Genomic DNA, 25,887 nt, shown 5'->3' with positions numbered 1-25,887 from the left:
CTACAGCCCCTCTCGGGTCGTGTCTCGGGTCGTGTCTCGGGTCGTGGAGGACATGCGGCGGTACGCCTCGGGCAGCTCGTGCCCGGCCATCTCCGCCGCCTTCTGGATCACCTCGACCAGGGCCGTACCCTCGGCGACCTTGCGGTGGGCCTTGATGTCCCCGTCGCGGTAGGCGTTGAGCAGGCGCAGCCGCAGCGGGTCCAGGTCCAGCGCGCGGGCGATCCGGTCCATCTGCGACTCCAGCGCGAAGTCGGCGATGGTCACGCCGAACCCGCGCATGGCGCTGGAGGGCGTGCGGTTGGTGAAGACGCAATGGCAGTCGGCCCACACGTTCGGGATCGAGTAGGGGCCGGGCAGGTGGGCGGCAGCCTTGGTGGTGCCGTACGGGGTGTGGCGGGCGTACGCGCCGGCGTCGACGTACAGCGTGACCTTGCGGCCGATGATCCGGCCGTCGGCCATCACCGCGTCCTTGATGTAGATGCGCTCGGCCGCGCGCGGCGAGGAGACCTGCATCTCCTCGGCCCGGTCGTACACGAACTTGACCGGCCGGTCGGCCGCCATCGCGGCCACGCACGCGACCGGCTCGACCACCACGTCCACCTTGCCGCCGAAGCCGCCGCCGACCGTACCGCCGACGATGCGTAACTTGTTGAACGGCGTCTCCAGGATCAGCGCGGTGTTGTCCAGGGTGAAGAAGCACGCCTGGGTGTCGGAGTGGATGCGCAGCCGCCCGTCGGCCTGCGGGACCACGACGCACCCGGTGGTCTCGGTGGGAGCCTGCTCGATCGGCGCGGACTGGTAGCGCCACTCGAAGACGTGATCGGCCCGCGCGAACGCCGCCTCCACGTCACCGAACCGGATCCGCCGGCAGTGGTGGCCCTCGTAAATGAAGTGGTTCTGCCCGTGGTACTCGTTGACCAGCGGCGCGCCCTCCTTCAACGCCTCCTCGACGTCGAAGACCGGCGGCAGGTCCTCGTAGGCGACCCTGATCCTGGCCGCACCCTCCAGCGCGGCCGCCTCGGTCTCGGCGACCACGGCACAGATGGGCTCGCCGAGGTAGCGCACCTTGTCCACGGCCAGGATGGGCTCGTCATCGGGTCCGACGCCGATCAGTTTGAGCGGGGTGTAGAGGTTGTTCGGGATGTCGGCGTGGGTGAGGATCCGCAGGACACCGGGCACGGCCAGGGCCTCGGTCAGGTCCACGTCCAGGATCCTGGCGTGATGCCGGTCGGAGCGGTGCATCTTGAGGTGGGCGAGCCGCGCCGGGGCCACGTCCTCGAAGAACTCGGTACGGCCGGTGACATGGCCGCGCGCGTCGGACCGCTGGACCACCGAGCCGATCACGGTGAAATCGCCGCCACCGTCCACCTCGGTGCGCGCGGCGGCCCGCTCGTCGGCGAACGTGCTGGTGTCAATGGGAGCGAGCCGGTACGCGGGGGCAAGCCGGTCTGTGGGGGCGAGCCGGTCCGTCATCGCGCCGCCGCCTCCTCCGTGCTCGTCTCGGTAGGGGCGGGCCGATAGGTCATCGCGCCACCACCTCCTCCTTTTGCTGGGGCTGGGCGCGCCGACGCCTGGCCGCCTCCAGGATGGCGATCACGATGGGCCGGTATCCGGTGCACCGGCAGACGTTGCCCGAGATCGCCTCCACGACGTCCTCCTCGCTCGGGTCGGGATCCCGTTCGAGCAGCGCCTCGGCGACCATGATCATGCCGGCCGTACAGAAGCCGCACTGAGTGGCGAAGCAGTCGACGAAGGCGCTCTGCACCTCGTCCAGCTCACCACCGGTGGCAACCCCCTCCAGCGTGCGGACCTCGCGGCCGGCGACGGTCTCCACCGCGACCAGGCAGGCCACCTCGGGCTGACCGTCGACCAGGACGGTGCAGGTACCGCAGGCGCCCTGCGAACAGCCGCGCTTGGCCGCGGTGAGGCCCAGCGACTCACGCAGACTCGCGAGCAGCGTGGCCCCTGGCGCGGCGATGAACTCCCGCTGCTCACCGTTGACGACGAGCGAGACGATCTGTGACGGCACGGTCCACCTCTTTCTGTCGTGTCACGAACCACCCGGGAACCATCGCGGTCACCGCACCACGGGAGGGATGAACGCGCGCCGCAGATGCACGGGCAGCACCCGCCTCCGGTACCACGCACTGGCGTAAGCGTCATCGAAGGGGTCGATGTCACCACGGGCGGCCGCCTCACCCGCCTCGGTGAGGACCTCGTGGGTCAGCGGACGCCCCCGCAGCAGCCGCTCGGCCGACACCGCGCGCACCGGACGCGGGGCGACACCGCCAAGCGCGATCGTGGCGGAGGTGACCACGCGATCGGAGGTGACCACAGCGTCGGAGGCGACCAGGCCGTCGGAGGTCACCACGCCATCGCCGGTGACCGCGCCGTCGGCGGTACGGGTCACAGAGGCGACGGTCACGATCGCCGCCGAGTTGAGGCGGCGGCGCATGGCCTTGTGGTAGTACCAGGTGCCCGGTTCGGGCACCGTGGCCCGTACCGCCACGACGACCTCACCCGAGCCGACCCCGGAGCCCAGCACGTCGGCCACCGGCACGTCGCGCCGGCCGTCCGGCCCGGCGATCTCGCAGGTCGCGTCGAGGGCGAGCAGGCACACGGCCAGGTCGCCGTACGGCTGCGCGACGAACAGGTTGCCACCCACGGTGGCCTGGTTGCGGATGGTCGGAGAGGCGATCGTCCGCAGCGCGGGGCGCAGGAAGGCGAGCCCGGGATGCTCGCCGACGGCGGCGAGGGTGGCCGCCGCCCCGATCCTGGCCACCCCGTCGCGTACCTCGACGCCGTCCAGCCCCGCCCGGCGCAGGCTGACCAGCTCGGTCGCGGGCGCGGCCCCGCTGTTGACCAGCGGCATCACGACGGTACCGCCACCCATGATCCAGCCACCCCGTGCCGAGCAGGCGACCACGGCCTCGGCGGACTCCGGCATATGCACCGCCTGGATCACCATGTCGCGGCCCTCCCAGCCCTCGGCGTGTAATTATCGATAATTGATTATCGAGGTATCCTCAGTCAAGACGGCTATCGATAATCGGTAGGATCACTCCATGGCTGATGAGCCCTCCAAGCTGCCGCGTCTCACGCTGGCCCGGCAGATCCGTGACTCGCTGGTCGGCAGGATCGTGTCCGGCCAGTTCAGGCCCGGCGAGCGGCTGGTGGAGACCCGGCTCGCGGCGACCTACGGCACCAGTCAGGCGCCCGTACGCGAGGCGCTGCGCGAGCTTGAGGTGATGCGACTGGTGGAGACCCAGCCGCGCCGCGGCACCTTCGTCCGGCCCTTCGTCCAGGAGACGCTACGCGAGAGCTACGTCGTACGGGCGGCGCTGGAGGAGACGGCCACCCGGCTCGCCCTGCTGGCCGGGACCATGCCGGTGGAGGCGCTGCGTAAGGACGTGGCGGCGATGCGGGCCGCCGCCGAGAGCGGTGACGGCGAGGCGTCGGCGCGGGCCAGCGTGTCCTTCCACCGGCGCATCGTCGAGGCCGCGCACAACGAGCTGCTCAAACTCTCATGGGAAGGCCTGCAGATCGAGGCACGCACCTCGGTCACGATGGTCGCCACCGAGGTCGACCTGCACGACATCGTCCGCGACCACGCCGACCTGCTGGCCACGATCGAGGACGGCGACCTGGAGACCGCGTGCCGGCACGCCCGCGACCACCAGTGGCACTACGCCGACCTCCCGCACGATGCCCACGGCCGCACCCGCGACTCCGCCGCAGGCTGACCACCGACCTCCCGCGCTTACGCCCTGGTCAGCTGCCGCCAAGTTCATGGTCGGTGGCACGCCCGGCGGAAGCCACCTCCTGAGCCGGCAAATGGATAAACCTCCGGCACGACTCTCATTCCCCGACGAAGACTTGGACGACCCGTAGCTGGCAGTCCAAGGCGTGCTCCAGATCGCCGCCCGATGCTGGGGCGCGGGTGCGCAGATATGCGAAGATCGGCGGCACGTTCCGCGCTGATTTCGTGCTCAACCGCAAGCACACCATCGAATAGTGGGCGCAAAACTGGAGGCCCTAAACCCAGCGGTCCGCCCTTCAAAACGGGGCCGGCTCGTCTTCGATCGTGATCGTTCCGGCAGACCCCCTCAGGTCGCCAGGGGTCAGAACATCACGGCGTGCCGGGCGATCACGAGCCACAGCGCGAGCGTCGGGCCGAGCACCGCCATCACCACGTACAGGTTGAAGCGTTCCTCATTGTCGTCGTTGACGGCCTTTTCGCGGTGCCACGCGTACGCGGTGAACCCGGTCGAAGAACTGGTGATCAGGAGCGCCACGACCGTGAACCAGAGGCTGACGGACAGCCGCACGCGCCCCATGGGGGTCGTGTAATCCCCGGCCAGGTCGTCATATGCGAAGATCCAGCCGGCGGCGGAGAAGCCCAAGAAGCCCCCGATCCACAGGGATGCCGGCGCGATGTAGGCCAGCAGGCCAGGGACGATACCGTACACGGCATCCTCGGACGGGGTGTTCGGTGGCGGAGGGGTGGGGCGAGATTCCGCTACCTGCGGATCCAGGCGCGAGTGGGGCTGCGGATCGAGGCTGCGATGGGCCTCTTGATCGTGGCGCTGATGGGTCTCTGCGAGCGACGGCTCGGTGGGGGCGTCGTGGGGTGGCTGTGCGGAGTCGGGGGAAGCCGCCGGCTCTGTGCGCGTGGCAGCCGCAGGCGACGTTGGACGCGGCGCGTTCTCGGCCCGGCGTGTCCGCCGGGGTGCCGCCTGATTCCGGGAAAGGCGCACCTGCTGCCATGCGAGGTAGATCTGTGGAACGCCGATCGCGATCGAGACGACCAGACTGATGATGCCTAAATCCACCGCTCCAGCTTGCCGCCAATGCTCATGGACTCGCAAGCGCGGGCGGTTCGACCACTCAGCCGGCGGAGAAGCGAGTCACCGGCTATGGGATTGGATGGGCAGAGGACTTCGAGTCCAGCGCGGGTCGACGGCGTAGTCCTCGATCGTTGACATAGCCACCAGGAATCGGTTCTTGCGCCGGACCTCGCGCCAATCGGCGAGCCACGGCTTCCCCTCGACGACCCAGTGATAGGGGTCGTCGATGCCGGAGTCGGGATCCATGATGATGGCGCCTGGCTTCAGCGTTTCCAGGTCCCGCTGCGGTGTCGCGGAGGTGGCGAATTCGATCTCCACGGCGCCGCACTCCAAACCCGGCAGGTCGCCGGCGTCATAGGTACGCGCGGGATCTCCCGGGGCCGGTTTCCCGCGCAGCTTTCGCCAGTCGTCCCTGTTCATAGGGGTGTAGTCGCACTTGGGAAACCGGTCGAGGAAGCCGTTCACCTCTCCATCCCAGACATACGCCCGTTGCTGGATGAGGCTGCAGATCGACAGGAAGTCCTCGGTGTTCATCGCGTCGTCGTTACCTCGCCTGCATCGGTCGATGGTCAGACGGCTGATCTCCTTGGTCACGCCGGCGGTGCGTCTGGCCTGGTCGAGCCGGGCCGCGACAGTACGCCGGGCGGCATCCCTGCGCTTGGCCACGTTCCCATCGGACGGATCGATAGTGCGCGACGGTGAGTAGCCGCAGGCCGAGAGTCCCTCGATGGCCAATGCCGCCGTCACGAGCGCTATCACGAGACGCCTGGACCTTCGAGACAGGAGCCGGGCCATCGAGGTTCCCTTCGGCCGGAGGTTTCTCCCGCCACATCGCCAATGACTGGATGCAGTCCGGAGCCAGCCTGTTGACCTCTCCAGCTGCCCCGCCACGGCGCTGATCATTTCAAATGGTGATCAACATGACAAGAAAGGCCGTTAGGCTACTCCGGCCCCTACTCAGAGCGCGGAAAGCCCCCGATGCGCGTATTGAAGTTCTTCTGGTCGGCAGCGGTGGCGCTGTCGCTGTGGAAACTGCTGGTCGTGCCGCTGCTCACTGAAACGGTGATGGTCACCTGCGGCAGTGCCGGGCCGATGGACTGGCCCCAGCCCGTTCCGGCGGCCCAGGTGGCCGGTGTCCTCGGTGACTGGGTCGTCTGGCTCCAGCCCGTACTGCTGGCGCTGACCGCGTGCTGGGCAATCCGGTCGCGGCCACGGCGCGGTCCCGACGCGAGCCGGGGCAGTTCCTTGCTCCCCGTCACGCTGGGACTGGTGGTCGCTCTGCTCCCCGCCGCGCTGGACGAGGCCGAAGACCGGTTGTCTCCCGACCTGCCCTTCGCCTGGCAGGAGTGCCTGCACGCGCAGGTGCCGCCGTCGTCCTTCGTGGCGGCGCGCCTGATCCTGGCCTGGCTGCTCTCCCCCGCCGCCATGGTGCTGCTGGCCGGGATCGCGGGCATTCGGCCGCGTCTGACCGAGTTGCGCGCCGCCGGGCTGGCGGTGGCGGCCGTCGTACTGGCCGCGTTCCTGCCCGCCGTGCTGATCGGGCTGCCGGTCAACGCCGACGGCACTCCGCGGTACGCGCTGGCCGGCGTGGGCCGGCCGTACGTGCTCGATCTGGAGTCCGGTGAGCCGGTGAGCCTGCTGCCCCAGGCGACGCCCACCTACGGTCAGTACGATCTCATCGTCCGCGACACCGAACCCGGCCACTACGTGGCGGCGCTCACCAGCCCGTCCGGCCGCTACTCTCGCCTCTACCGGCTGTCCATGGGCGACGACAGCCGGATCACGGTCGGCGAGCGGCTCACCCCCACTCTCGAAGGCATGGTCAACGGTCTGGCCGTCTCCGCCGAGGGCCGCATCGCCTACGGGCGGATGACCGACAAAGCCAGCTTCGCGGGCACCCTGGAACGCGAATGGCCGGTCAGCGGCTATGGCCTCCAGTGGCTGGACGCCCGGATCCTCGTGCTCCCCGGCCACAGCGTCCCGGCCGGCGCCGTGGCCACGATCGACGTGGGCACGGGCGCGATCGGGGAGGTCGCCGCGCCGGCCGAGCACGAGTACACCCGTCCGCTCCTTCCCCTGCCAGGCGGGCGGCAACTGCGCGCGCTCGGCTGGCCGACTCGCACGCTCGTCCTGCATGAGGGGACGCGGTTGGTCAGGAAGGTCCTGGACTTGGACTGCGGCCACATCCAATCGCTGGCGCTCGACCCGACCGGCCACAACGTGCTGGTCGGCGTCGACCGGGAGGCAGCGGAGATGGACCGGTCGCCGCTGGCCGGACTGCCTCCGTGCGGCGGCGCCCGCTCGCAACTGCTGCGCCTCGACCTCGAAACCGGTCACACCCAGGTGGTGCCCGGCGAGCAGGACCCCTTCGTCCAGGCATGGTGACAAAGATGCCCCAGAACCCGTTGCGGGCGCCGCTCTAGTGGCTGGTGTCGTCGTAGGTGAAGGAGACGAATCCGAGGGAGTCAAGGCGTCCCTGGTGCTCCGTCGAGAGCCCGGCCAGGGCCATGGTCGCGCCCGGAGCGGCGGCGACGTGCTCCTGTGAGGTGACGAGGGCGGTGATGCCGGTGGAATCCCAGAACGTCATGCCGCTCAGGTCCAGGACCAGCCGGAGGGGCTTGGTCGTCGAGATCAGGTCCTCGACGGTGGCGATGACGTCCGGAGCCGTCCGCTGGTCGAGGTCGCCCACCAGGCTCAGTGTGGTGCGGCCGTTCTGGGATTGGCGGGTCAGCTTGAAGGCCGGGCGGAGCGGACTGGGCAGCGCGAAACCCACGGTGACGACGGTGCCGCCGGGGCCATGCCTCACGGTGTGGAAGTCGCTGAGGAAGCGGGCCATCCACAGCCCGTGCCCGAACTGGTACGGCCATCCAGGAGTCCCCTGCTCCGGGTGAGCGGCGCCGCTGTCGACGACCTCACAGCGCAGCATGCCGTCCGCGACCTCCAAGCGTACCCATCCGCTCCCGGAGCCGTGCAGGATGACATTGCTGGCCAGCTCGTGCCCGATGAGGACCACGTCCGAGGTTCGGCCCTCGGGCAGCCCCGCCTGGCTCGCGTGCGCCTCCAATGTCGCCCGCAGCGCATAGAGCGAATCGCGGTCGAAGGGCTGGTCCAGGAGTACGGCCGACTCGACCGGCCCCTCCCCATCTCGCTGACTCTCCAGACGACGCCGGCCCTCCACCTCGCCGGAGGGCGACGCCCGACGGTCAGGTGGCCGGTTACCCGTCATGAGTGGCCACCAAGCTGAGTCCGGGCACCGCGGAAGCGCCGAGCAGGGCGAATCGCGGGTGGATGGCAGGGCTGCAGCGCAGTGTCGCTTTGCGAGGCGTGGGCAGGCTGCGGACGGCGTCAATGATCATACGAGCGCTGGACAGGTCGATGAAGGAGAGCTCGGCCATATTAACCGTGATGTCGTCATCGACCCGGATCGTTTCGCTCAAGGCCAGCCTGAGCGCGTCTTCGGCCGACCGGTCGAGCTGCCCGGCCAGCCGTATGCCCGGCGGGGCGTACTGGCGGCAGATACGCAGCAGCGCGTCGTGATGATAGGTGGCCGCGGCGACCGTATGGGTGTGATAGCCCGAGACCGAGGCGAGGGTGATCGGGTCGAAGCGTTCACGGTCATACTGGCACAGGACCGCCGCGCCGCCGCGCGCCAGCGTCGCCGCGATCTCCTCCTCGAAGGCCGGCAACTGCTCGATGCCGCTCACCGGCGTTAAGGCCCAGCTCATGTCGAGCGCCACACGCAGTCCGGGGTAACCCTCGCGCGCCGTGCGTACCATCTGATCGCGCAGCCACCGCGTGGCGTGCTCCGCGGTGAACGCCTGCCCGTCCAGCAGCCCGTCTTTGCAGGTCATGACCATCATTCGCCCAGCCGTCGTTGCCTCCCGCGCGACCACTCCCCGCCGGCCCAGCTCCGCCAGGCTGCGCTCCGGCTCCTCTGCCAGCCAGACGACGCGCTGCCCCTCGGCCAGTCCGTCCCGTACGAAGGCGGTGGTGAGGTCGAGCAACTCCTCATGCTCCCCGAACGTCAGGCAGGCATGATCGTTGATGGTCAGATCCGTGATCTGCGTTTCAGCACCGACCGTCACCCATGCCACCTTCCCGATCGCGGCCACCTCCCGGAGCACGCACCGTTGCGAAACTTAGAGTAGTGACCAGCAGACCGTAAGGCATTCGGGGTGCCGCCCGTAACTCTTCCCCGCCCCATCTGCCCGATGAGCGCCCTCGTAATCCGTGGATCGCGGATTCAGGTGCCACCCGTACCACTCTGACGTGCTGGTTCTCGGCTCAGGCCGCCGTCCGGCAGCGAGTCTATGACTCCCTGTTGTGGGGGCGGCAGAGCGGCCACCCGCTGTGGGGACGGTCGAGCGGCCGCCCGCTGTGGGGGCAGCCGAGCGGCCGCTCGCAGCGGGTACGGCAGGGTGGCCGCCACTATGGGGCACCGGCCGGCAGCGGCGGGACCGCGTTCCGTGCCCGCTCAAGGGCCTGGTCGGGCCACCACTGGCCGGCGGCCGGGGTGACGATGCCGTACGCCGGATCCGCGGGTCCCGAGGTGCCCCGCGTGCACTGGCCGTTGGAGAATCCCGGGCTGTTCAGCCACAGCGACGCGTCGGCCAGTGGGGTGCCGGTGTCGGCGGTCGGCCGGGCTCCCGCGCCCCTGCCCGGAGGGTTGCACCATTCGTCCGGCACCGGGAACCGGCCGGCCGGCGGTTGCCACTCGCCCCTACCGTTCCGGCTCGTGTCGATGACGAAGTGCGGCAGGCCGGGCCTGTCGTCTGGCACGGCGGCCAGGGCCGCGTCGGCGCACGAGGCCGTCCGCGACGCCGCCCTCAGGTAGACACATCTGGACAGCTGCGCGGCGTACGCGAGCGAGCGGGCGGTCGGGCGGTAACCGACCGCGTTGACGTAGAAGCCGTCGGCGCGGACCGCCCCCGCGTTGACCAGCCGGTCGGCGATCTGCGTGAACGCCGGCCACCCCGCCAGCCCGCCGTCGAGGTAGACGGCGGTGTCGGCCAGGCCGGTGAGGGTCTCCACGGCGTAGGAGAGGTCGGCGTACCGCTGGACGGCGGCGGTCTCCCCGCCCTGCGGGCACTCCGTGCTGCCGGGCAGCCGGGCCAGGGCGCTGGGCTCCAGGGCGACGACGGCGGGCCGGTTTCCGATGCCCTCGGCCACGGCGTCGATCCAGGTGCGGTAGGTGCCGGTGTTCGGGGCGCCGCCGTTCCAGCAGTCACGTCCCGGGATGTTGTTGGTGACGAACACCGGCACCGTCCCCTGCCGGTCCGCCTGGGTGACCGTTTCGCGGACCGTACGGGAGATGTCGGCGGGCGAGCCGCCGCTGAGCCAGATGGCCTGGGGGACCTCCGACAGGGCCCGCATCAGCGCGGCGTCGGCTGTTCTGCCCTGTGCCGACCAGGTCCGCGCCTGTCGGGCCGCGTCGGTGTCCGGCTGCACGTAGAAGCGGACGCCGGCGTCGCGCAGGGGGTTCTGGCCGGGGAGTTTCCGCCACCGCGTGCCCGCGTCCTGCGCCACGGCGGGGTTTCCGGCGGGCCGCGCGGACAGACCGGGAGGCAACGGGTCTCGGGGGGTGATCGCCAGGGAGGTGAAGACGGCTCCCGCCGTCACCAGGGCGAGGGCGGCGGCGCCCCACACCCACCGTCGTCTCGACACCCGCCGTCGCGATGTGGCCCTGCGGCGTCGTCGCTGGTCCTTGCCCGCCCTGGCACCTACGCCGCCGCCTGGCTCAGGGGTGGTCGGGTGGCTCCTAGAATCGCCGTCCGGCGGCTCGGCCTCTGCTCCGGATGGCGTGCTCGGAGGCTCGGGGTCGGGCGCGCCGATCGGGGCCTCACGCACGGGCGCAGGTGGTCGTGCGGCGCCGAGGCGGGGCTCGGTCGCGAGCGTGTCGGCCGGGGTCGGAGCCGGGACGGCGGTGGGCGGGACGGCGGTGGGCGGGAGGCGTCTCGTCGGGCCTTCGGCGAACGCGTCCACGAGCTCCGCCGCCGTGGGCCGCGCCGCCGGGTCCTTGCTCAGCGCCCTCGGCACCAGTTCCCCGAGAACCCCCTCCAGCTTGGGCAGTACGGGATCGTCGTGAACCACCCGGTAGAGCACCTCGTGCCCCGCCCCGTAGCCGAACGGCGGCTGCCCGCAGGCCGCGAAGACCACGACCCCGCCCCAGGCGAAGACGTCGGAGGCCATGGCGAGCGGCAGCCCCCGTACTTGCTCCGGAGACATGTACGCCGGCGTGCCCATCCTGGTGACGGAGAGGGTGGTGGAGTCGGCCGCGAAGGCGAGGCCGAAGTCGATGACCTTCGGGCCCGCAGGGGACAGCAGCACGTTGGACGGTTTGAGGTCCCGGTGAACGACGCCCGCCGCGTGGATCGCCCCCAGCGCGACCGCCATGCTCATGGCGAGCCCTTCGAGCTCCGAGCCCACCATCGGGCCCCACTCCTTCACCGCGCTGTACAGCGTCGGCCCCGGCACGTACTCGGTCACCACATAGGCCAGGTCGCCGTCCAGATCGGCCTCGAGCACGGGAGCCGTGGAGAAGCGGGCGACCCGCTGCGCGGTGGCGACCTCGCGGCGGAAGCGCCGGCGGAACTCCGGGTCGCCGGCGAGGTGCCGGTGAATGACCTTGATCGCCACCAGTGTCCGCGCCCCGCCCTCGGCGAGGTAGACCACGCCCATCCCGCCCGCGCCGAGCCGGCGGATGATGCGATGGCCGCCGACCAGCCGGGGATCACCGCCGATCGTCCCGTCCACCGTGTCGCCGCGCTTGGTGCCGTGTGCCATCGCCTGCCCATCTAGAAGACGCCAGGTCCTGTCCAGAAAGGCGCCAGGTCCTGCTGACGCCTGCAGGCAACAGGGCTTTCCGCTCCAGACAGTCGTCAGAAGGTACGGCTCCCACGGCACCCGGGTTCAGGCACGCCGCGGACCGCCGAAATACGGCAACCCGTGAATCGGGCATTAACCTGCCCCGATGATCCGTTACGTATCGTGAGATCCACTCTGACGACGAGGCGGGGAGTTGTGATGCCCGATACGACGATTGATGTCGCGGCGCTGAAGCGGCGCATGGGCCGAGTAGGGGTCTGGAACAGCACACTGGGCGGCGAATCGGCCTCATTCGAGCGCGACGCGGCTGCCGAGATCGAGAGCCTGGGCTACGGGACCCTGTGGGTGGGTGAGGGGCCGAAGGCCAAGGAGGCGCTGGTCCATTCGGCGATCCTGTTGAGCGGGACGCGGCAGATTATGATCGCCACCGGCATCGCCAACATCTGGGCCCGGGACGCCACCGCCATTGCGACCGGGGCCAACGCCCTCGCGGAGGCGTACGACGGCCGGTTCGTGCTCGGCCTCGGCGTGAGCCACGCGCCCTTGGTGTCGGCGCGAGGCCACGACTACAGCAAGCCGGTGTCCGCGATGCGCGCGTACCTCGATGCCATGGACGCGTCGGAGTACGGCGGCCCCCTGCCGGAGCCGGCGCCGCGGCTGCTGGCCGCGCTACGACCCAAGATGCTGGATCTGGCCGCGAAGCGCGCCCAGGGCGCGCACCCCTATTTCGTCACCCCTGAGCACACCGCGCGCGCCCGCGCGGTCCTCGGCCCCGATCCGGTGCTGGCGCCGGAGCAGACGGTCCTGCTCGACACCGACCCGGAGCGGGCCCGGCGGACCGCCCGCGGTTTCACGAAGCACTACCTCGCGCTGCCCAACTACGCCAACAACCTGCGCGAGCTGGGCTGGGACGACAAGGACTTCGCCGACGGCGGCAGCGACGCCCTGGTCGACGCCATCGTGGCCTGGGGCGACCCGGAGACGATCATCGAGCGGGTACGGGCCCACCTCGACGCCGGCGCGGACCACGTCTGCATCCAGCCGCTCGCCGAGACCAGCGGCGAACTGCTGGAACACCTGCGCATCCTGGCCCAGAGCGACGTGGTCTCAAGCTGATACCTGCCCAAAGCGACGTGGTCTCGAGCTGACGCCTCGCGCCGCGGGCTCGCCGCCGCCCAGGACGCCTCACGCCGCGGGCTCCCCCTCCCCCAGGACGCATCGGACGCGGTGCTCCTCGCCGTAGGTGGGGATCTGGCCGGCGCACGCGTCGGCGGCGTACGGGCAGCGGTTGCGGAACAGGCACCCATCGGCGACGGGCGGGCCGCTCCTGCGCTCCTGCCGGGCGGGCCGCCCGTCCTCGTGCGCCGCCCAGGGGTCGGGGGCGGCCTCGGCCAGCAGCCGGGTGTACGGGTGCCGCGGCGCGAGGATGACGTCGTCGGCCGGGCCGCGCTCGACGATCTGCCCCCGGTACATGACCATGATGTCGCGGGCGAAGTAGCGCGCGGTTGCCAGGTCGTGCGTGACATAGAGGACGGCCAGCTCCTCCTCCCGCTTGAGCCGGTCGATCAGGTTGAGGATCTCCAGCCTGATCGACACGTCCAGCATCGAGACCGGCTCGTCGGCCAGCAGTACCTTGGGGCGCGGTGCCAGCGCGCGGGCGATGGCCACCCGCTGCCGCTGGCCGCCGGACAGCTCGTGCGGATACCTGCGGGCGTAGGCGGCGGGCAGGTTGACCCGCTCCAGCAGTTCCTCGGCCGTACCCGGCGTCTTGTGGATCTCCAGGGGCCGGCGGAGGTGGTAGCCGATCGTGTGGGCCGGGTTGAGCGAGGCGAACGGGTCCTGGAAGACCATCTGTACGTCTTTGCGGTAGTTCGAGGTCTCCAACCGGATCTCGCCCGAGGTGGGCTTGGCGAGCCTGGCCAGCATGCGGGCGATCGTGGACTTACCGCTGCCGCTCTCCCCCACCAGCGCGGTGGTCTCGCCGGAGCGCAGCTCGAAGGAGACGTCGTCGACCGCCCGGAGGTGCTCCTTCCTGGACAGCCTGAAGGTCTTGCTCAGGTGGCTGACCGTCATCGAGGTCATGAGATCACCTCATGGTCGGCGTGGTCGAAGCGGCGTTCCCGCAGGCGCCGGTCGGGGCGGGCGGGGTGCAGCCTGCGGTCGTACTGGAGGCAGGCCACCAGGGAGTCCTGGATCGAGTCCAGCTCGGGCTCGTGGGTGTGGCAGCCCTCGAACGCGTACGGGCAGCGGGGCGCGAACGAGCAGCCCGCCAGCTCCTTCGACAGGTCAGGCGGGCTGCCGGGGATGCCGTGCAGCGCCTGGCGTTCGCCGCGCAGGCTGGGGAAGGAGTTGAGCAGGCCGACCGTGTACGGGTGGCGGGGCTGGATGAGGGTGTCCTTGCTGGTGCCGTACTCGACGATGCGGCCGCCGTACATGATCGCGAGATGATCGCTGATCTCCAGCAGCAGCGACAGATCGTGGGTGATGAAGACGACGGCGAAGCCGAACATCTCCCGCAGCCGGTCGATCTCCTCCAGGATGTCGCGCTGCACCACCACGTCCAGCGCCGTCGTGGGCTCGTCCAGGACGACCACGTCGGGGTTGAGCGCCATCGCCATCGCGATCAGCACCCGCTGGCGCATGCCGCCCGACAGTTCATGCGGGTAGGCGCCGATGCGTCCCGGATCGATGCCGACCAGTTCCAGGAGCTCACGGGAGCGCTCTTCCCGCTCGCGCCTGGACATCGACGGCTCGTGGGTGGTGAACACGTCGTGGAGCTGGCGCCGGACGCTGAGCACGGGATTGAGCGCGTTCATGGCGCTTTGGAAGACCATGGCCACCCGCCGCCACCGGAAGCGCCGCAGCTCCTCGCCCTCCAGGGCCAGCACGTCGATGGGGTCGCCGTCCTTGGGGTGGAAGACGACCTCGCCGGAGGTGGTCCGGCCGGGTGGCTGCAGCAGCCGGTTGATCGCGTACGCCAGGGTCGACTTGCCGCAGCCGCTCTCGCCCGCGATGCCGAGCACCTGGCCGCGGCCCAGCTCGAAGCTCACGCCGCGGACCGCGCGGGTCTGCCCATAAGCCACGCTCAGGTCACGTACGGACAGGACGGTGTCGTTCATGTCGCGGTCGTTCATGTCGCGTACCGACGGGACGGTGTCGTTCATGCGGCCGCCTTTCGCAGTCGCGGGTTCATCAGCTCGTCGATGCTGAAGTTGATCAGCGAGAGCCCGGTGCCGAGCGCGGCGATGAACACCCCCGGCGGGACGAACCACCACCAGGCGCCCATGGAGAGCGCGGAGCCGTTCTGGGCGAAGTAGAGCATCCCGCCCCAGGAGGTGACCGCGCCGCCGCCCAGGCCGAGCGCGGACAGTCCCGACTCGGTGAGGATGGCGCCGATGATCGCCCAGACGAAGCCGGAGGCGATGACGGGGACGAGGTTCGGCAGGATCTGGAAGACCATGATCCGCCAGCCGGGCTCGCCGCTCACCCTGGCCGCGTCCACGTAGTCGCGGTTGCGCAGCGACATGACCTGGGAGCGGATGACCCGCGCGGGGCCCGCCCAGCTGATCATCGAGATGATCAGGGCGTAGGTGAACGGGCCGCTGTCCTCGACGTAGTCGGCGACCAGGATCAGCAGCGGCAGCGTGGGGATGACCAGGGCGACGTTGCTGAGCAGGGAGAACGCCTCGTCCACCCAGCCGCCGAAATAGCCGCCGACGACGCCGATGAGCAGCGAGCCCACCGTGCCCAGCACCCCGGCGATCACGCCGATCAGCATCGACCCGCGCGTGGCGTGCATCAGCTGGGCCAGCACACTCTGCCCGGTGTCGGTCGAGCCGAGCCAGTGCTCCGCCGACGGCGGTTCGAGCCGCCCGGCCACCAGGGCCTCGGGGTCTCCGGCCAGGATGGGACCGGCGATGGCGAGCAGGGCGAAGAAGCCGACGATCACCAGTCCGGCGACGAGCTTGCCCGATCTGGGCAGGCCGAGCACTCGGTCCCGGGGAGCGGCCAGGGTCACAACAGCGGTCACTGCCTCAGCCCGCCTTCCGCACTCGGGGGTCGATCAGCCCGTACAGCAGGTCGACCAGGAGGTTGGCGGCCAGCACGGCCACCGAGATGATCAGGAAGAGGCCCTGCATGAGCGGGTAGTCGGCGCTGCCGACGGCCTGCAGCAGCGCGAACCCCACGCCCGGGTAGGAGAAGACGACCTCGGTGGCGACCTGGCCGCCGACGAAGAAGCCGAGCGTGATCGCGAACCCGGTCACGCTGGGCAGGACGGCGTTGCGGGCCGCGTACGCGACCATCACCCGGCGCGGCCGTAACCCCTTGGCCTGCGCCATGACCACGTAGTCCTCGGCCATGGTCGAGACCATCATGTTGCGCATGCCGAGCAGCCAGCCCGCGATGCCGGAGATCACCAGCGTGAGCGCGGGCAACGCGCCGTGATAGAGCACGCTGCCGATGAAGTCGCCGGTGAAGCCCATGCGTACGTGGGCGTAGTCGTAGGCGCCGTTCAGCGGGAACCAGCCGAGCCCGGCCCCGAGGAAGAACAGCAGCAGCAGGGCCAGCCAGAAGTACGGAATCGCGGCCAGGAACGTCGTGGTCGGGATCAGCCCGTCCAGCCAGCTCCCCCGCCGCCACCCGGCCACCATGCCCAGGCCGACGCCGAGCCCGACCGTGATCAGCAGCGCTATCGACACCAGCCCGAGCGTCCACGGCATCGCCTGGCCGATCACGGTGCCCACCGGGGCGGGGTAGTAGGTGACGGAGGTGCCGAGGTTCCCGGCGGCCAGCTGGCGGAGGTAGGCGAAGTACTGGACCCAGAGCGGGTCGTCGCTCACCCCGAACATGACCTCCAGGGTCTTGCGGAACTCCGGCGGCGGGGGCTGCCTGCTCTGGAAGCGCGACAGGATGATGTCGACCGGGTTGCCCCTGATCAGGCGCGGGATGAGGAAGTTGATCGTGAGCGCGGCCCACAGCGCCACCGCGTAGAAGCCGAGCTTGCGCCAAAGGTATGCCATGTGATTCTCCCCGGGCGACCGGGGCGCGCGGCCCCGGTCGCGTCCTCGTCGTTGCTACTGCACCGGCTGGAGGTTCTTGGCCACGATGCCGTTGTCGGGGTGGGAGAAGGGCAGGCCGAGCGCGTACGGGTTCTGCTCGCTGGGCCACCCGGTGACGTTGGTGGTCCGGAACTCGGCCAGGGCGCTGGACTGCTGCAGCGGGATGTAGGGCAGGTCGGCCACGACGGCGTCCTGGATGGCGTAGATCGCCTGCTTGATCGTGTCCGTCTGCTCCGGCGGGGTGTCGGCGATGACCTTCAGCGCGGCGTCCACGGCCGGGTTCTTGTAGCGGGCCATGTTCTGGTTGGCCGGAGGGATGCTCTTGCTGTTGAGGATGTTGTCGTACATGTAGTACGGGTGCGGGCCGCCATAGGCGTTCCACATCATCAGCTCGAAGTCGCCCTTCTGCTGCATGTCGACGAAGGCGTTGAAGGAGACCTCCTTCGATTTGAACTCGATGCCGACCTCCTTGAGCTGCTGCTTGATGACCTGGGCGGCCGAGACGTAGTCGGTCCAGCCGCTCACCAGATGGCAGGTCACCGACAGGCGCTTGCCGCCCTTGGCGTAGAAGCCGTCGCCGTCCTTGGCGTATCCGGCCGCCTCCAGGGTCTGGCGGGCCTTGTCCTGGTTGAACTCCAGCTTCGCGGTGGCGTACTTGGGCGAGAGGTAGTCCTGGAAGAGCGGCAGCACTATGCCCGCCGGGCTGGCCGGCTTGCCGAGCCCGGCGAACGCCAATTCGATGATCTTGTCGCGGTCGAGCCCGAGGTTGATGGCCTGCCGCACGGCCAGGTCGTTCATGGGGGCCTTGGTCAGGTTCGGCACCAGGTTGGTGACGTACAACTGGGACTCGTTCTTGTAGGCGTTGTGCTCGGGGTCCTTGGCCACGAACTGCTTGTCGGGGTCGGCCATGAACATGCCGCCCCAGTCGAGCTGCCCGGTGACCATCGCCTGGAGGGAGGCGTCGTTGTTGTTGTACGACCAGAACCGCATTCCGGCGATCTTGGGCTTGCCGGTGTCCCAGTGGTTCGGGTTCTTGACCATCGTGTAGCTCTGCGGCGTGAACTCGCCCATCATGAACGGCCCGGTGCCGACCGGCTTGGTGTTCGTCTCTTTGGTGGGCTTGTCGATCTTCTCCCAGATGTGCTTGGGCACCATGTACTGGTGACCGGCCACGTCCCACAATTTGGTGTACATCTTCTCGGTGAAGCTGATCTTCACTGAGGTGGGGCTGAGGACCTGGGCGTCCTTGACGTTGCTGCCGCCCGCGTTCAGGTCCTTCTTGTCGCGGCGGTAGAGGAAGTTGAACGCCACGTCCTCGGCGGTGAACGGCTTGCCGTCGCTCCACTTCACGCCGTCGCGGAGGGTGAAGGTGATCGACTTGCCCTCGTCGCCGAACTCGTACTTGGTGGCCAGCAGGGGCTGGACGTCACCCGACTTCGACTGGTTGAAGAACATGAGCGTCTCGTAGATCAGCCCCCAGGTGCCCATGAGGTTGGGCGCGCCCTGGACCAGGGGGTTGAGGTTCTCGTTGAACTGGCCGGTGCCGGCGATGACGTTCACGATGGTGTCTTTGGCGGCGCCTCCGGAGGCCGAGGCCGGGCCTGAGGAGGGAGCGGCGCTGCCGGCGGTCAGTGGCACCCCGCCGCCCGAGCAGGCGGTGAGGAGGGCAAGCGTGGCCGCTGCCACGATCATCGAGGTTCTTCTCATGCATTTCTCCCAGGGGGGTTGGGTAGGAGGGCGGAGCGGTCGTTCACCCACCTCATGGGCACATCAGCCCCGATTTCCCGATTTATCGTGAAGCGATGGCTTTCGCCGGGCAGGAGGGTGATGAGCTGGTCGTCCACCTCGGCGTCGGGGTGTACCTGGTCAGGGAAGATCGCCAGATCCCGTACCAGCGTGTGCGCGCTGACGATCACGTCACGCCCCTCGACCGTCACCGTGCACCGCCCCTCGGGCAGGTCGAGGTCCTTGTCCGGCAGGAAGAACCACAGCGCCCTGCGCTCCCCCGCGCGCACCGCGATCAGCTCTCTGGCCGGGTCGGCCGGCTCACCCACGCCAAGGGGCACCGTCACCACGCCACGTGGCGGCACTTCGAGGTCGAAGCTCTCGGTCCGCAGTTCCCTGCCGTCCACGCCGAGCCGCGCGGCCACCGCGCCGCTCGCCCACGGCTCGTCGGTGTCATTGACCGCCACGAGCGCCAGGCCGCCGTCGCGCGGCTGCACGGTCAGCAGCCGGTCGGCGTACGCCCGGCGCAGCGCGTGGAACAGCGGCTTCCTGCGCCCGTCACCGTCGATCGCGGACCACGAGGTGACGGGCCAGCAGTCGTTGAGCTGCCACACGATCGCGCCCGCGCAGTGCGGCCACAGGGACCTGAAGTGCTCGACGCCGAGCTGGATCGCCCTGGCCTGGTTGACCTGCGTCAGGTAGTGCCAGTCGGCGAAGCCGGTGGGCGGCGCGAAGTGCGGCTTGAGCCCGGCGGCCAGCTTGAGGTCACCGTCGATCGCCTTCTGGTGGAGGCGCATGCCGGGCGAGTCGGGCGTGAGCGGGTCGTCGCCGATGGCCCGCTTGATGGTCGCGTACGTCGCGGGCCCCTGGAAGCCGAACTCCGAGACGAACCGGGGCCGGTATTCGCGGTAGGCCGTGTAGTCGCGTTCGTTCCAGACGTCCCAGATGTGGATGTTGTGGTGGTCGGGGTCATTGGGATGGACGTCCATCGACCCCGAGTACGGGCTGCCCGGCCAGTACGCCCGGCCCGGATCGAGCTCGGCCACGATGCCGGGCAGCAGGTCGAGGTAGTAGCCCTCGCCCCAGGTACGTCCGGCCAGCCGCTCGCGCCAGTGCCAGTCGAAAAAGCCCCAGATGTTCTCGTTGTTGCCGCACCACAGGGCCAGGCTCGGGTGCGGCATGAGGCGGGTGACGTTCTGGCGGGCCTCGGCCTCGACCTCCGAGCGCAGCGGCTCCTCCTCCGGATAGGCGGCGCAGGCGAACGGGAAGTCCTGCCAGACCAGCAGGCCCAGCTCGTCGCACAGGTCGTAGAAGTCGTCGCTCTCGTACAGCCCGCCGCCCCAGACGCGCATCAGGTTGACGCCTGCCTCACACGCCTGCGCGAGACGCTCGGCGTAACGGGCGCGGTCGATCCTGACCGGGAAGCAGTCGTCGGGGATCCAGTTGACGCCCTTGGCGAAGATCGGGCGGCCATTGACCACGATCGTGAAGGCGCCGTCGGCCGTGTCCAGCTCGACCGTCCGGAAGCCGATCTTCCCCTGCCAGCTGTCGAGGTCGTCGCCGAGTGTCACGGTCAGCTCGTGCAGCGGCTGCTCGCCGTACCCGCGTGGCCACCAGAGCTCGGGCTGGGGAATGTCGACCTCAAGTACCGCCGTGTCCGATGGGAGCGCTCCCACAACAGACCTGCCGCAGACTGTGGCGGTGATCTGCAGTTCCTCCTGTACGGCCCGTTCGACCTCGACATGCACGGCGACCCGGGCGACGCCGTCGGTGACGGTCACCACCGGCCGCACGGCGGCCAGCCGGGCACCGCTCCACTCGTGCAGCCCGATCGACCGCCAGATGCCCGCCGTGACCAGGGCCGGGCCCCAGTCCCAGCCGAAGTTGCAGGCCATCTTCCTGATGAAGTTGTAGGGCTCGGTGTAGGCGCCCGGCCGGTCGCCGAGCTCTTCCTTCAGCCGCTCGGCGTACTCCCCCGCCGGCCGGAAGGTCACCGCCAGCCGGTTGCTCCCGATGCGCAGCGCGGGGCGGACGTCGAACCGGTAGGAGCGATGCATGTTCGCGGTCTCGCCCACGCGCACGCCGTTGAGCTCGATCTCGGCCACGGTGTCGAGCCCTTCGCAGACCAGATCGGTGCGCTCGTGCTCGGTGCCGTCCCACGAGAACTCCGTCTCGTAACGCCACTCCGTACGCCCCACCCAGGCCAGGCGGGTCTCATTGTCGTCGAGGTAGGGATCCGGGATCAGACCGGCGGCGAGCAGGTCGGTGTGCACGCAACCGGGCACGGTGGCCGGAGCACGCACGTCGCCGCTCGCCGAGCGGACGGTCCAGGAATCGGTCAAGGGGCGGAGCGGGGTCATCAACCCTCCGGAGTTGAGCAGCGGAGATTAGCCGTCATGCCATCACTAAACCCGTTTAGTTTCAATGTCTGGTCGCGGACATTTCCACTCGATTACTGAACCGATTCAGGACAGGGGGGCCGTGCTCCCCCTGCTCACCAGGCGCGGCTCGGCCTGCTGCGAGTCGGCCACCTCCCGGCCCTGAACCAAGCTGAGCAGCGACCGGGCGGCTTTGGCGCCGAACGCGGCGATGTCCCTGCTCACCGCTGTCAGATGCGGCCGGGTCAGCAGACACAGAGCGGAGTCGTCCCAGGCCACGACGGACAGATCGGCAGGCACCGAGAAACCCGCCTCGCGAGCGGCGGCGGTGCCGGCCACGGCCATCACGTCGTTGTCGTACACGATGGCGGTCGGCCGGTCGGGGCCGCGCAGCAGGTCGAGGGTGGCCCGCTCGCCACTCTCGCCGCTGTAGTCGGCGTACACGGTGACGGCCGTAACGCCCAGCCTGGCCGCCGCCTCCCGCATCGCGGCGGTTCTCACGCGGGTGTGCCTGAGCTCCTCCTGCCCCGCGACCCTGGCGATCCTGCGGTGCCCCAGCCCGGCCAGGTGCGCCATCACGACGCCGATCGCGCCGGCGTCGTCGCTCCAGACAGCGGGCAGCCGCCCGGTCCCCTCCGGTCCGCCGATGACCACGGCGGGCAGCTTCAGCTCCTCCAGCACGGCGACCCTGGAGTCCTCGGCCCGCAGGTCGACGACGAACACTCCGGCGACCCGATGCTGCGCCCACCATTTCCGATAAATCGCGATCTCGGTTTCGGGGTCCTCGGTCATCTGCAGCAGCAGCCCCACGGACTCCGCCGACAGCGTGGCCTCGATGCCGGAGATCAACTGCATGAAGAACGGCTCCAGCCCGAGCGTGCGCGCCGGCCGGTCCACGACGAGGCCCAGCACGTCGGGCCGCCCGTCGAACAGGGCCCGCGCCAGGCTGTTCGGCTGCCAGCCCAGCTCGGCGGCGATGGCCTGGATACGGCGGCGGGTCTCGCTGGAGACACCGGGACGGCCGTTCAACGCGAACGACACCGCGCCCTTCGAGACGCCGGCCCGGCGGGCGATGTCGTCGATCGTGGGTCGCTTCATTCGGCTGTCCCTGGGTTTACCGGTTCATCCAGGACACCATGCTTGCGCAGCGTCGCGACGTCCTGGGCCGACAGTCCGAGCTCGGCCCGCAGGACCTCGACGGTGTGCTGGCCCACCTGCGGCGCCGCCGCGGGCGGCGACTGCTCCCCGTCCATCACCACGGGCGAGCCGGGCGCCCAATGCCCGCCGACTCCTGGCTGCTCGACCGCTCCCATCAGCGGGTTCTCCCCCAGCAGCGCGGCCAGCTCGGTGAAGCTGCGATATCTCGACCACAGCACCCGGGCGGCACGCAGCGCCGACTCGGCCTCGGCGAGCGTACGGCTCTCGAACCAGCCCGCGAGCAGCTCGCCGAGCACCTTGCGATGCCGGTAGCGGGCCGGCTCGTCGGCGAAGTCCACCCCGAGCGCGGTGGCCAGCGCGCTGACCACGTCGGTCAGGCCGGTCGCGGCCAGCAGCCCGCTCCAGTGCCGGGCGGTCAGCGCCACGACCATCAGCCGCCCGCCGTCGGCCGTGATGAAGTCGCGGCCGAAGGTGCCGTAGACGTAGTTGCCGCCGCGTTCCCTCGGGGTGCCGCTCAGCTGCGCCTCGGCGAGGTAGCCGAGGTTCCCGGCGGTGGCCAGGGCAACGTCCTCCAGCGCGACCCGTACCTGCTGACCCTCCCCCGTCAGCAGGCGGTGCCGCTCCGCGGCCAGCAGCCCGACCGCCAGATAGAGCCCCGCGGTCACGTCCCAGGCGGGCACCAGGCTGTTCACCGGCTCCGCCACGTCCTCCGGGCCGGTCAGCAGGGGGAACCCGGTCGCCGCCTGCACCGTGTAGTCCACCGCGGCCCCGCCGTCCCGGCGGCCGGTGAGCAGCACGTGGATCACGTCGGGGCGGCGCGCGCGCAGCGCCTCGAAGGACAGCTCCGGGTAGCGCTCGGAGTTGCTGATCACGATCCCGCCACGCGGTCCGCCGCTGACGATCAGCTCGCCGACGAGCGCGCGGCCCTCCTCGGCGGACAGGTCCACCTCGATGGCGCGTTTGCCCTTGTTCAGTCCCGACCAGTACAGGCTCGTCCCGCTCTCGGCCAGCGGCCAGCGCGTACGGTCGACCGCGCCGCCGATCGGCTCGACCCGGATCACGTCGGCGCCCAGCTGGGCCAGCGTCATCCCGCTCAGCGGGGTCGCCACATAGCTGGAGATCTCGACGATCCGCAGGCCGCGCAACGGCTGCGAGCGCCGGGTGTCCGTCACCGGGCCGCCCCCTTCAGCACGACGACATCAGCAGTGAGACGATAGCCGCCCTTTCCGCGCTTCAGGGGATCAGGGCAGCCGTGAGACCTGATAGTGGTCGATGAGCCAGTCGTCGCCGGCCCGCCGCGCCAGCACGCACAGGTTGACCGTCACGACCGGCCGGTCGGTGAAGGTGAAGTCGACGTGCAGGTAGCCGAGGACGAGGTCGTCGGCCATCCGCCGGGTCTCCAGGATGTCGTACGCGGCGGTCATGCCGATCGGCTGTGAGTCGTAGTACTCGGCGACGCTCTCGGGACCGATGCCGTACGGGTGCAGACCTTGGAAGATGGCGTCGTCGGTGAAGTACGACGCCACGCGCTTGGGGTCGTGCGCGTCGACGGCGCTCTTCCATCGGTCCAGGACGGTGTGGAGGATCTCGGCCTCGGCGGTACTGGTCATGGCGCTCTCCTGTCAGCGGTCGGATATCAGTGATCGGATATCAGTGATCGGATATCAGCGGTCGGATGGATGGATCGTGATGTGCGTCGGTTGGGCGGTGTCGACCCGTCGGGGCAGTGGGCCGAGGTGATGCGGGAAGCGGTGACGCAGCGCGGCGGTCGCGACCGCGGCCAGCGCGACGAGGGCGGCGCCGACGAGCAGCGCCTGGTTGTAGCCCTGGTGCAGGAGCGGGGTGACGACCAAGGGGCCGAGGATCTGCCCGACGCTGTAGCCGGTGGTGAGGATCGCGACCGCCCGAGGGATCCGCAGGTGGGCGCCGACGGCCAGGGTGAGGGAGGCGATGCCGAGGAACGTGGCGCCGAACAACACCGCCGAGACCAGGGCCACCGCGACCCCGCTGACCAGGACCGGTAGCGCGATGCCGACGGCCTGCACGACGAGCGCGACGAGGAGGAGCGTCGGCCGCGACCACGTACGGCTGAGCCAGGCCCACAGGGCCGACGACGGCAGGGCGCCCAGCCCGACGAGGATCCAGGCGGAGCTGCCGACCCAGCCGGGCGCGGTCTGGTCGATCGCGGCGACCAGGAAGGTGCCGGCGATGATGTACCCAGTCCCTTCGAGGGTGTAGCCGACCAGCAACGCGCCGAACCAGCGCAGCCCGACCGCGTCACCGCGCCGGGGCGGGACCGGCGCCGCGTGGGGCGACGTCGGACTGGCGTGCAGCGGCAAGGCAATGACCGTGAAGACGGCGGTCAGTGCGGCCGTGGTCCACCACGCCTGCTGCCATGTACCAGCGGTGCGGAGGATCAGCACGACGACGCCGGACAGGGCGATCCCGGCGCCGATGCCGCCAAAGGCCCAGCCGGTGAGGTGGTGGGCGTGGCCGCGTAGCCCGGTGAGCATGGCGTTGACCGCGACGACGAAGATCAGCGAGCTCGCGATCCCGGCGACCAGCCGGAGCAGCCACCAGAGCGCGCCGACGTGCGTGAGCGGCATCAGGGCCAGCGTGGCTATCAGGATCACCAGCGACAGGCGCAGCGTCGTCCGGGAGGCGGCCATCGCGGGGGCGATGATCGCGGCGACCGCGCCGAGGAGGTAGCCGATGTAGTTCGCGGTGGCCAGGCTCGCGCCGAGCTGCGGCGAGAGCCCGGCATGCGCGAGCATCAGGGGCAGGATCGCGGTGTAGGCGAAGCGGCCGATGCCCATGCCCGCCGCCAGCGCCGCCGCGCCCTGCCCGACGACCCGCCAGGGCCGCTCCAGCGAGGTCGCCTCGATCGTCTGCTCCGGTACGGCTGTCAACATGCGCCTTTCTCTCGGCTCTTTCGGCAGGTGAGGCTGATGGCGGGTGAGGCTGATGGCAGGTGAGGCGGGCGGCGGCTCTTTCGGCAGGTTGGGGGCGGGCGGCGCCTGGGGTTACCGACCGCCCTCGCCCCGCCCCCGGCCCAGTGACCAGCTCAGTGACCGGCGCTCTGGCCGCCGTCGACGTGCAGAATCTCGCCGGTGACGAACGGAGCGTGCTCGAGATAGATGATCGCGTCGACGATGTCGCTGATGTCGCCCATCCGGCCCACAGGGTGCAGCTCGGCCAGGGCTTCGTGGGTCTCGACCGGGTGCATCGGGGTGCGGATGACGCCGGGCGCGACCGCGTTGACCCGGATGCCCCGGGTGGCGTACTCGGTGGCCAGTGATTTGGTGACCGCGTTGAGGCCGCCCTTGGTCAGCGACGCCAGCGCGGACGGCACCTTGCTGTTGGCGTGATCGACGAGGCTGGTCGTGATGTTGACCACGTGTCCGCCGCCGCCCTGGCTGAGCATCGCCTCGATGGCCCGCTGGGAGATCTCGAAGAACCCGCGCAGATTCACTCCCGTGACCAGGTCGTAGTCCTCGTCGGTGTAGTCCGTGAATGGCTTGGACACGAAGAGACCGGCGTTGTTGACCAACGTGTCGATGCGGCCGAACGCCTTCAGCCCCTGCTCGATGACGTGCGCCCCGACGGCCGGGGCGGCGATGTCGCCGGCGACGGCCCGCACCATGGGGTCGTCGGAATCCGCGATCGACCGGGAGTTGGCGACGACCGCGTAGCCGAGCTTGCGGTAGGCGGTCACCAGCGCCGCGCCTATGCCCTGGGACGCGCCGGTGATCACGGCGACTTTTGGCGTACTCATTGCTTCCCCCTTGTAAGTGACTGTGGACGTGTGGCACCCGCACCGCTCCTGGGCGGTGCCGGCGTGGGGGGAATGGCTCAGACAGCGGGCGGCCGGGTCCCGACCTGCCCTGGGGCCAT

The 25,887-nt window shown here is 70.0% G+C and carries 22 protein-coding genes; 3 read left to right on the top strand and 19 right to left on the bottom strand.

Annotated elements, in window-relative coordinates; all coding sequences use genetic code 11:
• The 3 genes from AB0C30_RS34630 to AB0C30_RS34620 are packed head-to-tail and all read right to left on the bottom strand — an operon-like array spanning nucleotide 1 to nucleotide 2,968.
• On the bottom strand, nucleotides 1–1,473 hold the full coding sequence (locus tag AB0C30_RS34630) for a molybdopterin cofactor-binding domain-containing protein (RefSeq protein WP_357952349.1): 1,473 nt from the start codon (nucleotides 1,471–1,473) through the stop codon (nucleotides 1–3).
• A 49-nt stretch (nucleotides 1,474–1,522) separates the two neighbouring features.
• Entirely contained in the window at nucleotides 1,523–2,029 is a 507-nt protein-coding gene (locus tag AB0C30_RS34625) for a (2Fe-2S)-binding protein (protein WP_357952348.1), read from the bottom strand.
• 48 nt (nucleotides 2,030–2,077) lie between these two features.
• On the bottom strand, nucleotides 2,078–2,968 hold the full coding sequence (locus AB0C30_RS34620; RefSeq protein ID WP_357952347.1) for an FAD binding domain-containing protein: 891 nt from the start codon (nucleotides 2,966–2,968) through the stop codon (nucleotides 2,078–2,080).
• 97 nt (nucleotides 2,969–3,065) lie between these two features.
• Between AB0C30_RS34620 and AB0C30_RS34615 the strand changes: the two genes are divergently transcribed.
• Entirely contained in the window at nucleotides 3,066–3,743 is a 678-nt protein-coding gene (locus AB0C30_RS34615) for a GntR family transcriptional regulator (RefSeq protein ID WP_357952346.1), read from the top strand.
• Between the two features lie 378 nt (nucleotides 3,744–4,121).
• Here AB0C30_RS34615 and AB0C30_RS34610 read toward each other — a convergent pair whose 3' ends face one another.
• Together AB0C30_RS34610 and AB0C30_RS34605 are read right to left on the bottom strand one after the other, a co-directional pair.
• Complete coding sequence (locus tag AB0C30_RS34610) at nucleotides 4,122–4,832, bottom strand: hypothetical protein (protein WP_357952345.1); 711 nt, start codon at nucleotides 4,830–4,832, stop codon at nucleotides 4,122–4,124.
• A gap of 75 nt (nucleotides 4,833–4,907) precedes the next feature.
• Complete coding sequence (locus AB0C30_RS34605) at nucleotides 4,908–5,441, bottom strand: hypothetical protein (RefSeq protein WP_357952344.1); 534 nt, start codon at nucleotides 5,439–5,441, stop codon at nucleotides 4,908–4,910.
• A gap of 384 nt (nucleotides 5,442–5,825) precedes the next feature.
• On the opposite strand from AB0C30_RS34605, the gene AB0C30_RS34600 reads away from it, so the two are divergent.
• Nucleotides 5,826–7,232, top strand: a complete 1,407-nt coding sequence (locus tag AB0C30_RS34600; RefSeq protein ID WP_357952343.1) for a hypothetical protein — start codon at nucleotides 5,826–5,828, stop codon at nucleotides 7,230–7,232.
• A gap of 34 nt (nucleotides 7,233–7,266) precedes the next feature.
• Here AB0C30_RS34600 and AB0C30_RS34595 read toward each other — a convergent pair whose 3' ends face one another.
• From AB0C30_RS34595 to AB0C30_RS34585, 3 genes are all read right to left on the bottom strand, one after another.
• Nucleotides 7,267–8,073: an ATP-binding protein gene (locus AB0C30_RS34595; protein ID WP_357952342.1), complete on the bottom strand. Its 807-nt coding sequence runs from the start codon at nucleotides 8,071–8,073 to the stop codon at nucleotides 7,267–7,269.
• Entirely contained in the window at nucleotides 8,063–8,959 is an 897-nt protein-coding gene (locus AB0C30_RS34590) for an MEDS domain-containing protein (RefSeq protein ID WP_357952341.1), read from the bottom strand. The genes AB0C30_RS34595 and AB0C30_RS34590 overlap by 11 nt, the downstream gene beginning before the upstream one ends.
• A 316-nt stretch (nucleotides 8,960–9,275) precedes the next feature.
• On the bottom strand, nucleotides 9,276–11,630 hold the full coding sequence (locus tag AB0C30_RS34585; protein ID WP_357952340.1) for a glycoside hydrolase family 6 protein: 2,355 nt from the start codon (nucleotides 11,628–11,630) through the stop codon (nucleotides 9,276–9,278).
• A gap of 240 nt (nucleotides 11,631–11,870) precedes the next feature.
• On the opposite strand from AB0C30_RS34585, the gene AB0C30_RS34580 reads away from it, so the two are divergent.
• On the top strand, nucleotides 11,871–12,788 hold the full coding sequence (locus tag AB0C30_RS34580) for an LLM class F420-dependent oxidoreductase (protein ID WP_357952339.1): 918 nt from the start codon (nucleotides 11,871–11,873) through the stop codon (nucleotides 12,786–12,788).
• A gap of 69 nt (nucleotides 12,789–12,857) precedes the next feature.
• On the opposite strand, the gene AB0C30_RS34575 is transcribed toward AB0C30_RS34580, so the two are convergent.
• From AB0C30_RS34575 to AB0C30_RS34525, 11 genes are all read right to left on the bottom strand, one after another.
• The gene (locus AB0C30_RS34575; RefSeq protein ID WP_357952338.1) at nucleotides 12,858–13,754 is read right to left on the bottom strand and encodes an oligopeptide/dipeptide ABC transporter ATP-binding protein; all 897 of its coding nucleotides are present in this window, start codon (nucleotides 13,752–13,754) and stop codon (nucleotides 12,858–12,860) included.
• Nucleotides 13,751–14,836, bottom strand: coding sequence for an ABC transporter ATP-binding protein (locus AB0C30_RS34570; RefSeq protein ID WP_357952337.1), 1,086 nt, complete (start codon nucleotides 14,834–14,836; stop codon nucleotides 13,751–13,753). The genes AB0C30_RS34575 and AB0C30_RS34570 overlap by 4 nt, the downstream gene beginning before the upstream one ends.
• Nucleotides 14,833–15,702: an ABC transporter permease gene (locus AB0C30_RS34565; protein ID WP_357952336.1), complete on the bottom strand. Its 870-nt coding sequence runs from the start codon at nucleotides 15,700–15,702 to the stop codon at nucleotides 14,833–14,835. Before AB0C30_RS34565 ends, AB0C30_RS34570 begins: the two co-directional genes overlap by 4 nt.
• Before the next feature lie 4 nt (nucleotides 15,703–15,706).
• The gene (locus tag AB0C30_RS34560; RefSeq protein ID WP_357952335.1) at nucleotides 15,707–16,693 is read right to left on the bottom strand and encodes an ABC transporter permease; all 987 of its coding nucleotides are present in this window, start codon (nucleotides 16,691–16,693) and stop codon (nucleotides 15,707–15,709) included.
• A gap of 54 nt (nucleotides 16,694–16,747) precedes the next feature.
• On the bottom strand, nucleotides 16,748–18,439 hold the full coding sequence (locus tag AB0C30_RS34555; RefSeq protein WP_357952333.1) for an ABC transporter substrate-binding protein: 1,692 nt from the start codon (nucleotides 18,437–18,439) through the stop codon (nucleotides 16,748–16,750).
• Entirely contained in the window at nucleotides 18,436–20,817 is a 2,382-nt protein-coding gene (locus AB0C30_RS34550) for a glycoside hydrolase family 2 protein (protein WP_357952332.1), read from the bottom strand. The genes AB0C30_RS34555 and AB0C30_RS34550 overlap by 4 nt, the downstream gene beginning before the upstream one ends.
• Nucleotides 20,818–20,922: 105 nt before the next feature.
• A complete protein-coding gene (locus AB0C30_RS34545) occupies nucleotides 20,923–21,933 on the bottom strand; it encodes a LacI family DNA-binding transcriptional regulator (protein ID WP_357952330.1) in 1,011 nt (336 codons plus the stop codon).
• Nucleotides 21,930–23,165 (bottom strand): CoA transferase, encoded by a 1,236-nt coding sequence (locus AB0C30_RS34540; protein WP_357952329.1) that lies wholly within the window; start codon nucleotides 23,163–23,165, stop codon nucleotides 21,930–21,932. Before AB0C30_RS34540 ends, AB0C30_RS34545 begins: the two co-directional genes overlap by 4 nt.
• 69 nt (nucleotides 23,166–23,234) lie before the next feature.
• A complete protein-coding gene (locus AB0C30_RS34535) occupies nucleotides 23,235–23,603 on the bottom strand; it encodes an SgcJ/EcaC family oxidoreductase (protein ID WP_357952328.1) in 369 nt (122 codons plus the stop codon).
• Nucleotides 23,604–23,657: 54 nt separating this feature from the next.
• Nucleotides 23,658–24,905, bottom strand: coding sequence for a YbfB/YjiJ family MFS transporter (locus AB0C30_RS34530; RefSeq protein WP_357952327.1), 1,248 nt, complete (start codon nucleotides 24,903–24,905; stop codon nucleotides 23,658–23,660).
• Nucleotides 24,906–25,057: 152 nt separating this feature from the next.
• Entirely contained in the window at nucleotides 25,058–25,768 is a 711-nt protein-coding gene (locus tag AB0C30_RS34525) for an SDR family oxidoreductase (RefSeq protein WP_357952326.1), read from the bottom strand.
• Between the last annotated feature and the right edge of the window lie 119 nt (nucleotides 25,769–25,887).

Origin of the sequence: Nonomuraea sp. NPDC048901 (genome assembly GCF_040649695.1) — a bacterium.
Lineage (GTDB): Bacteria > Actinomycetota > Actinomycetes > Streptosporangiales > Streptosporangiaceae > Nonomuraea.
This window is presented reverse-complemented; position numbering and strand designations above follow the sequence as displayed.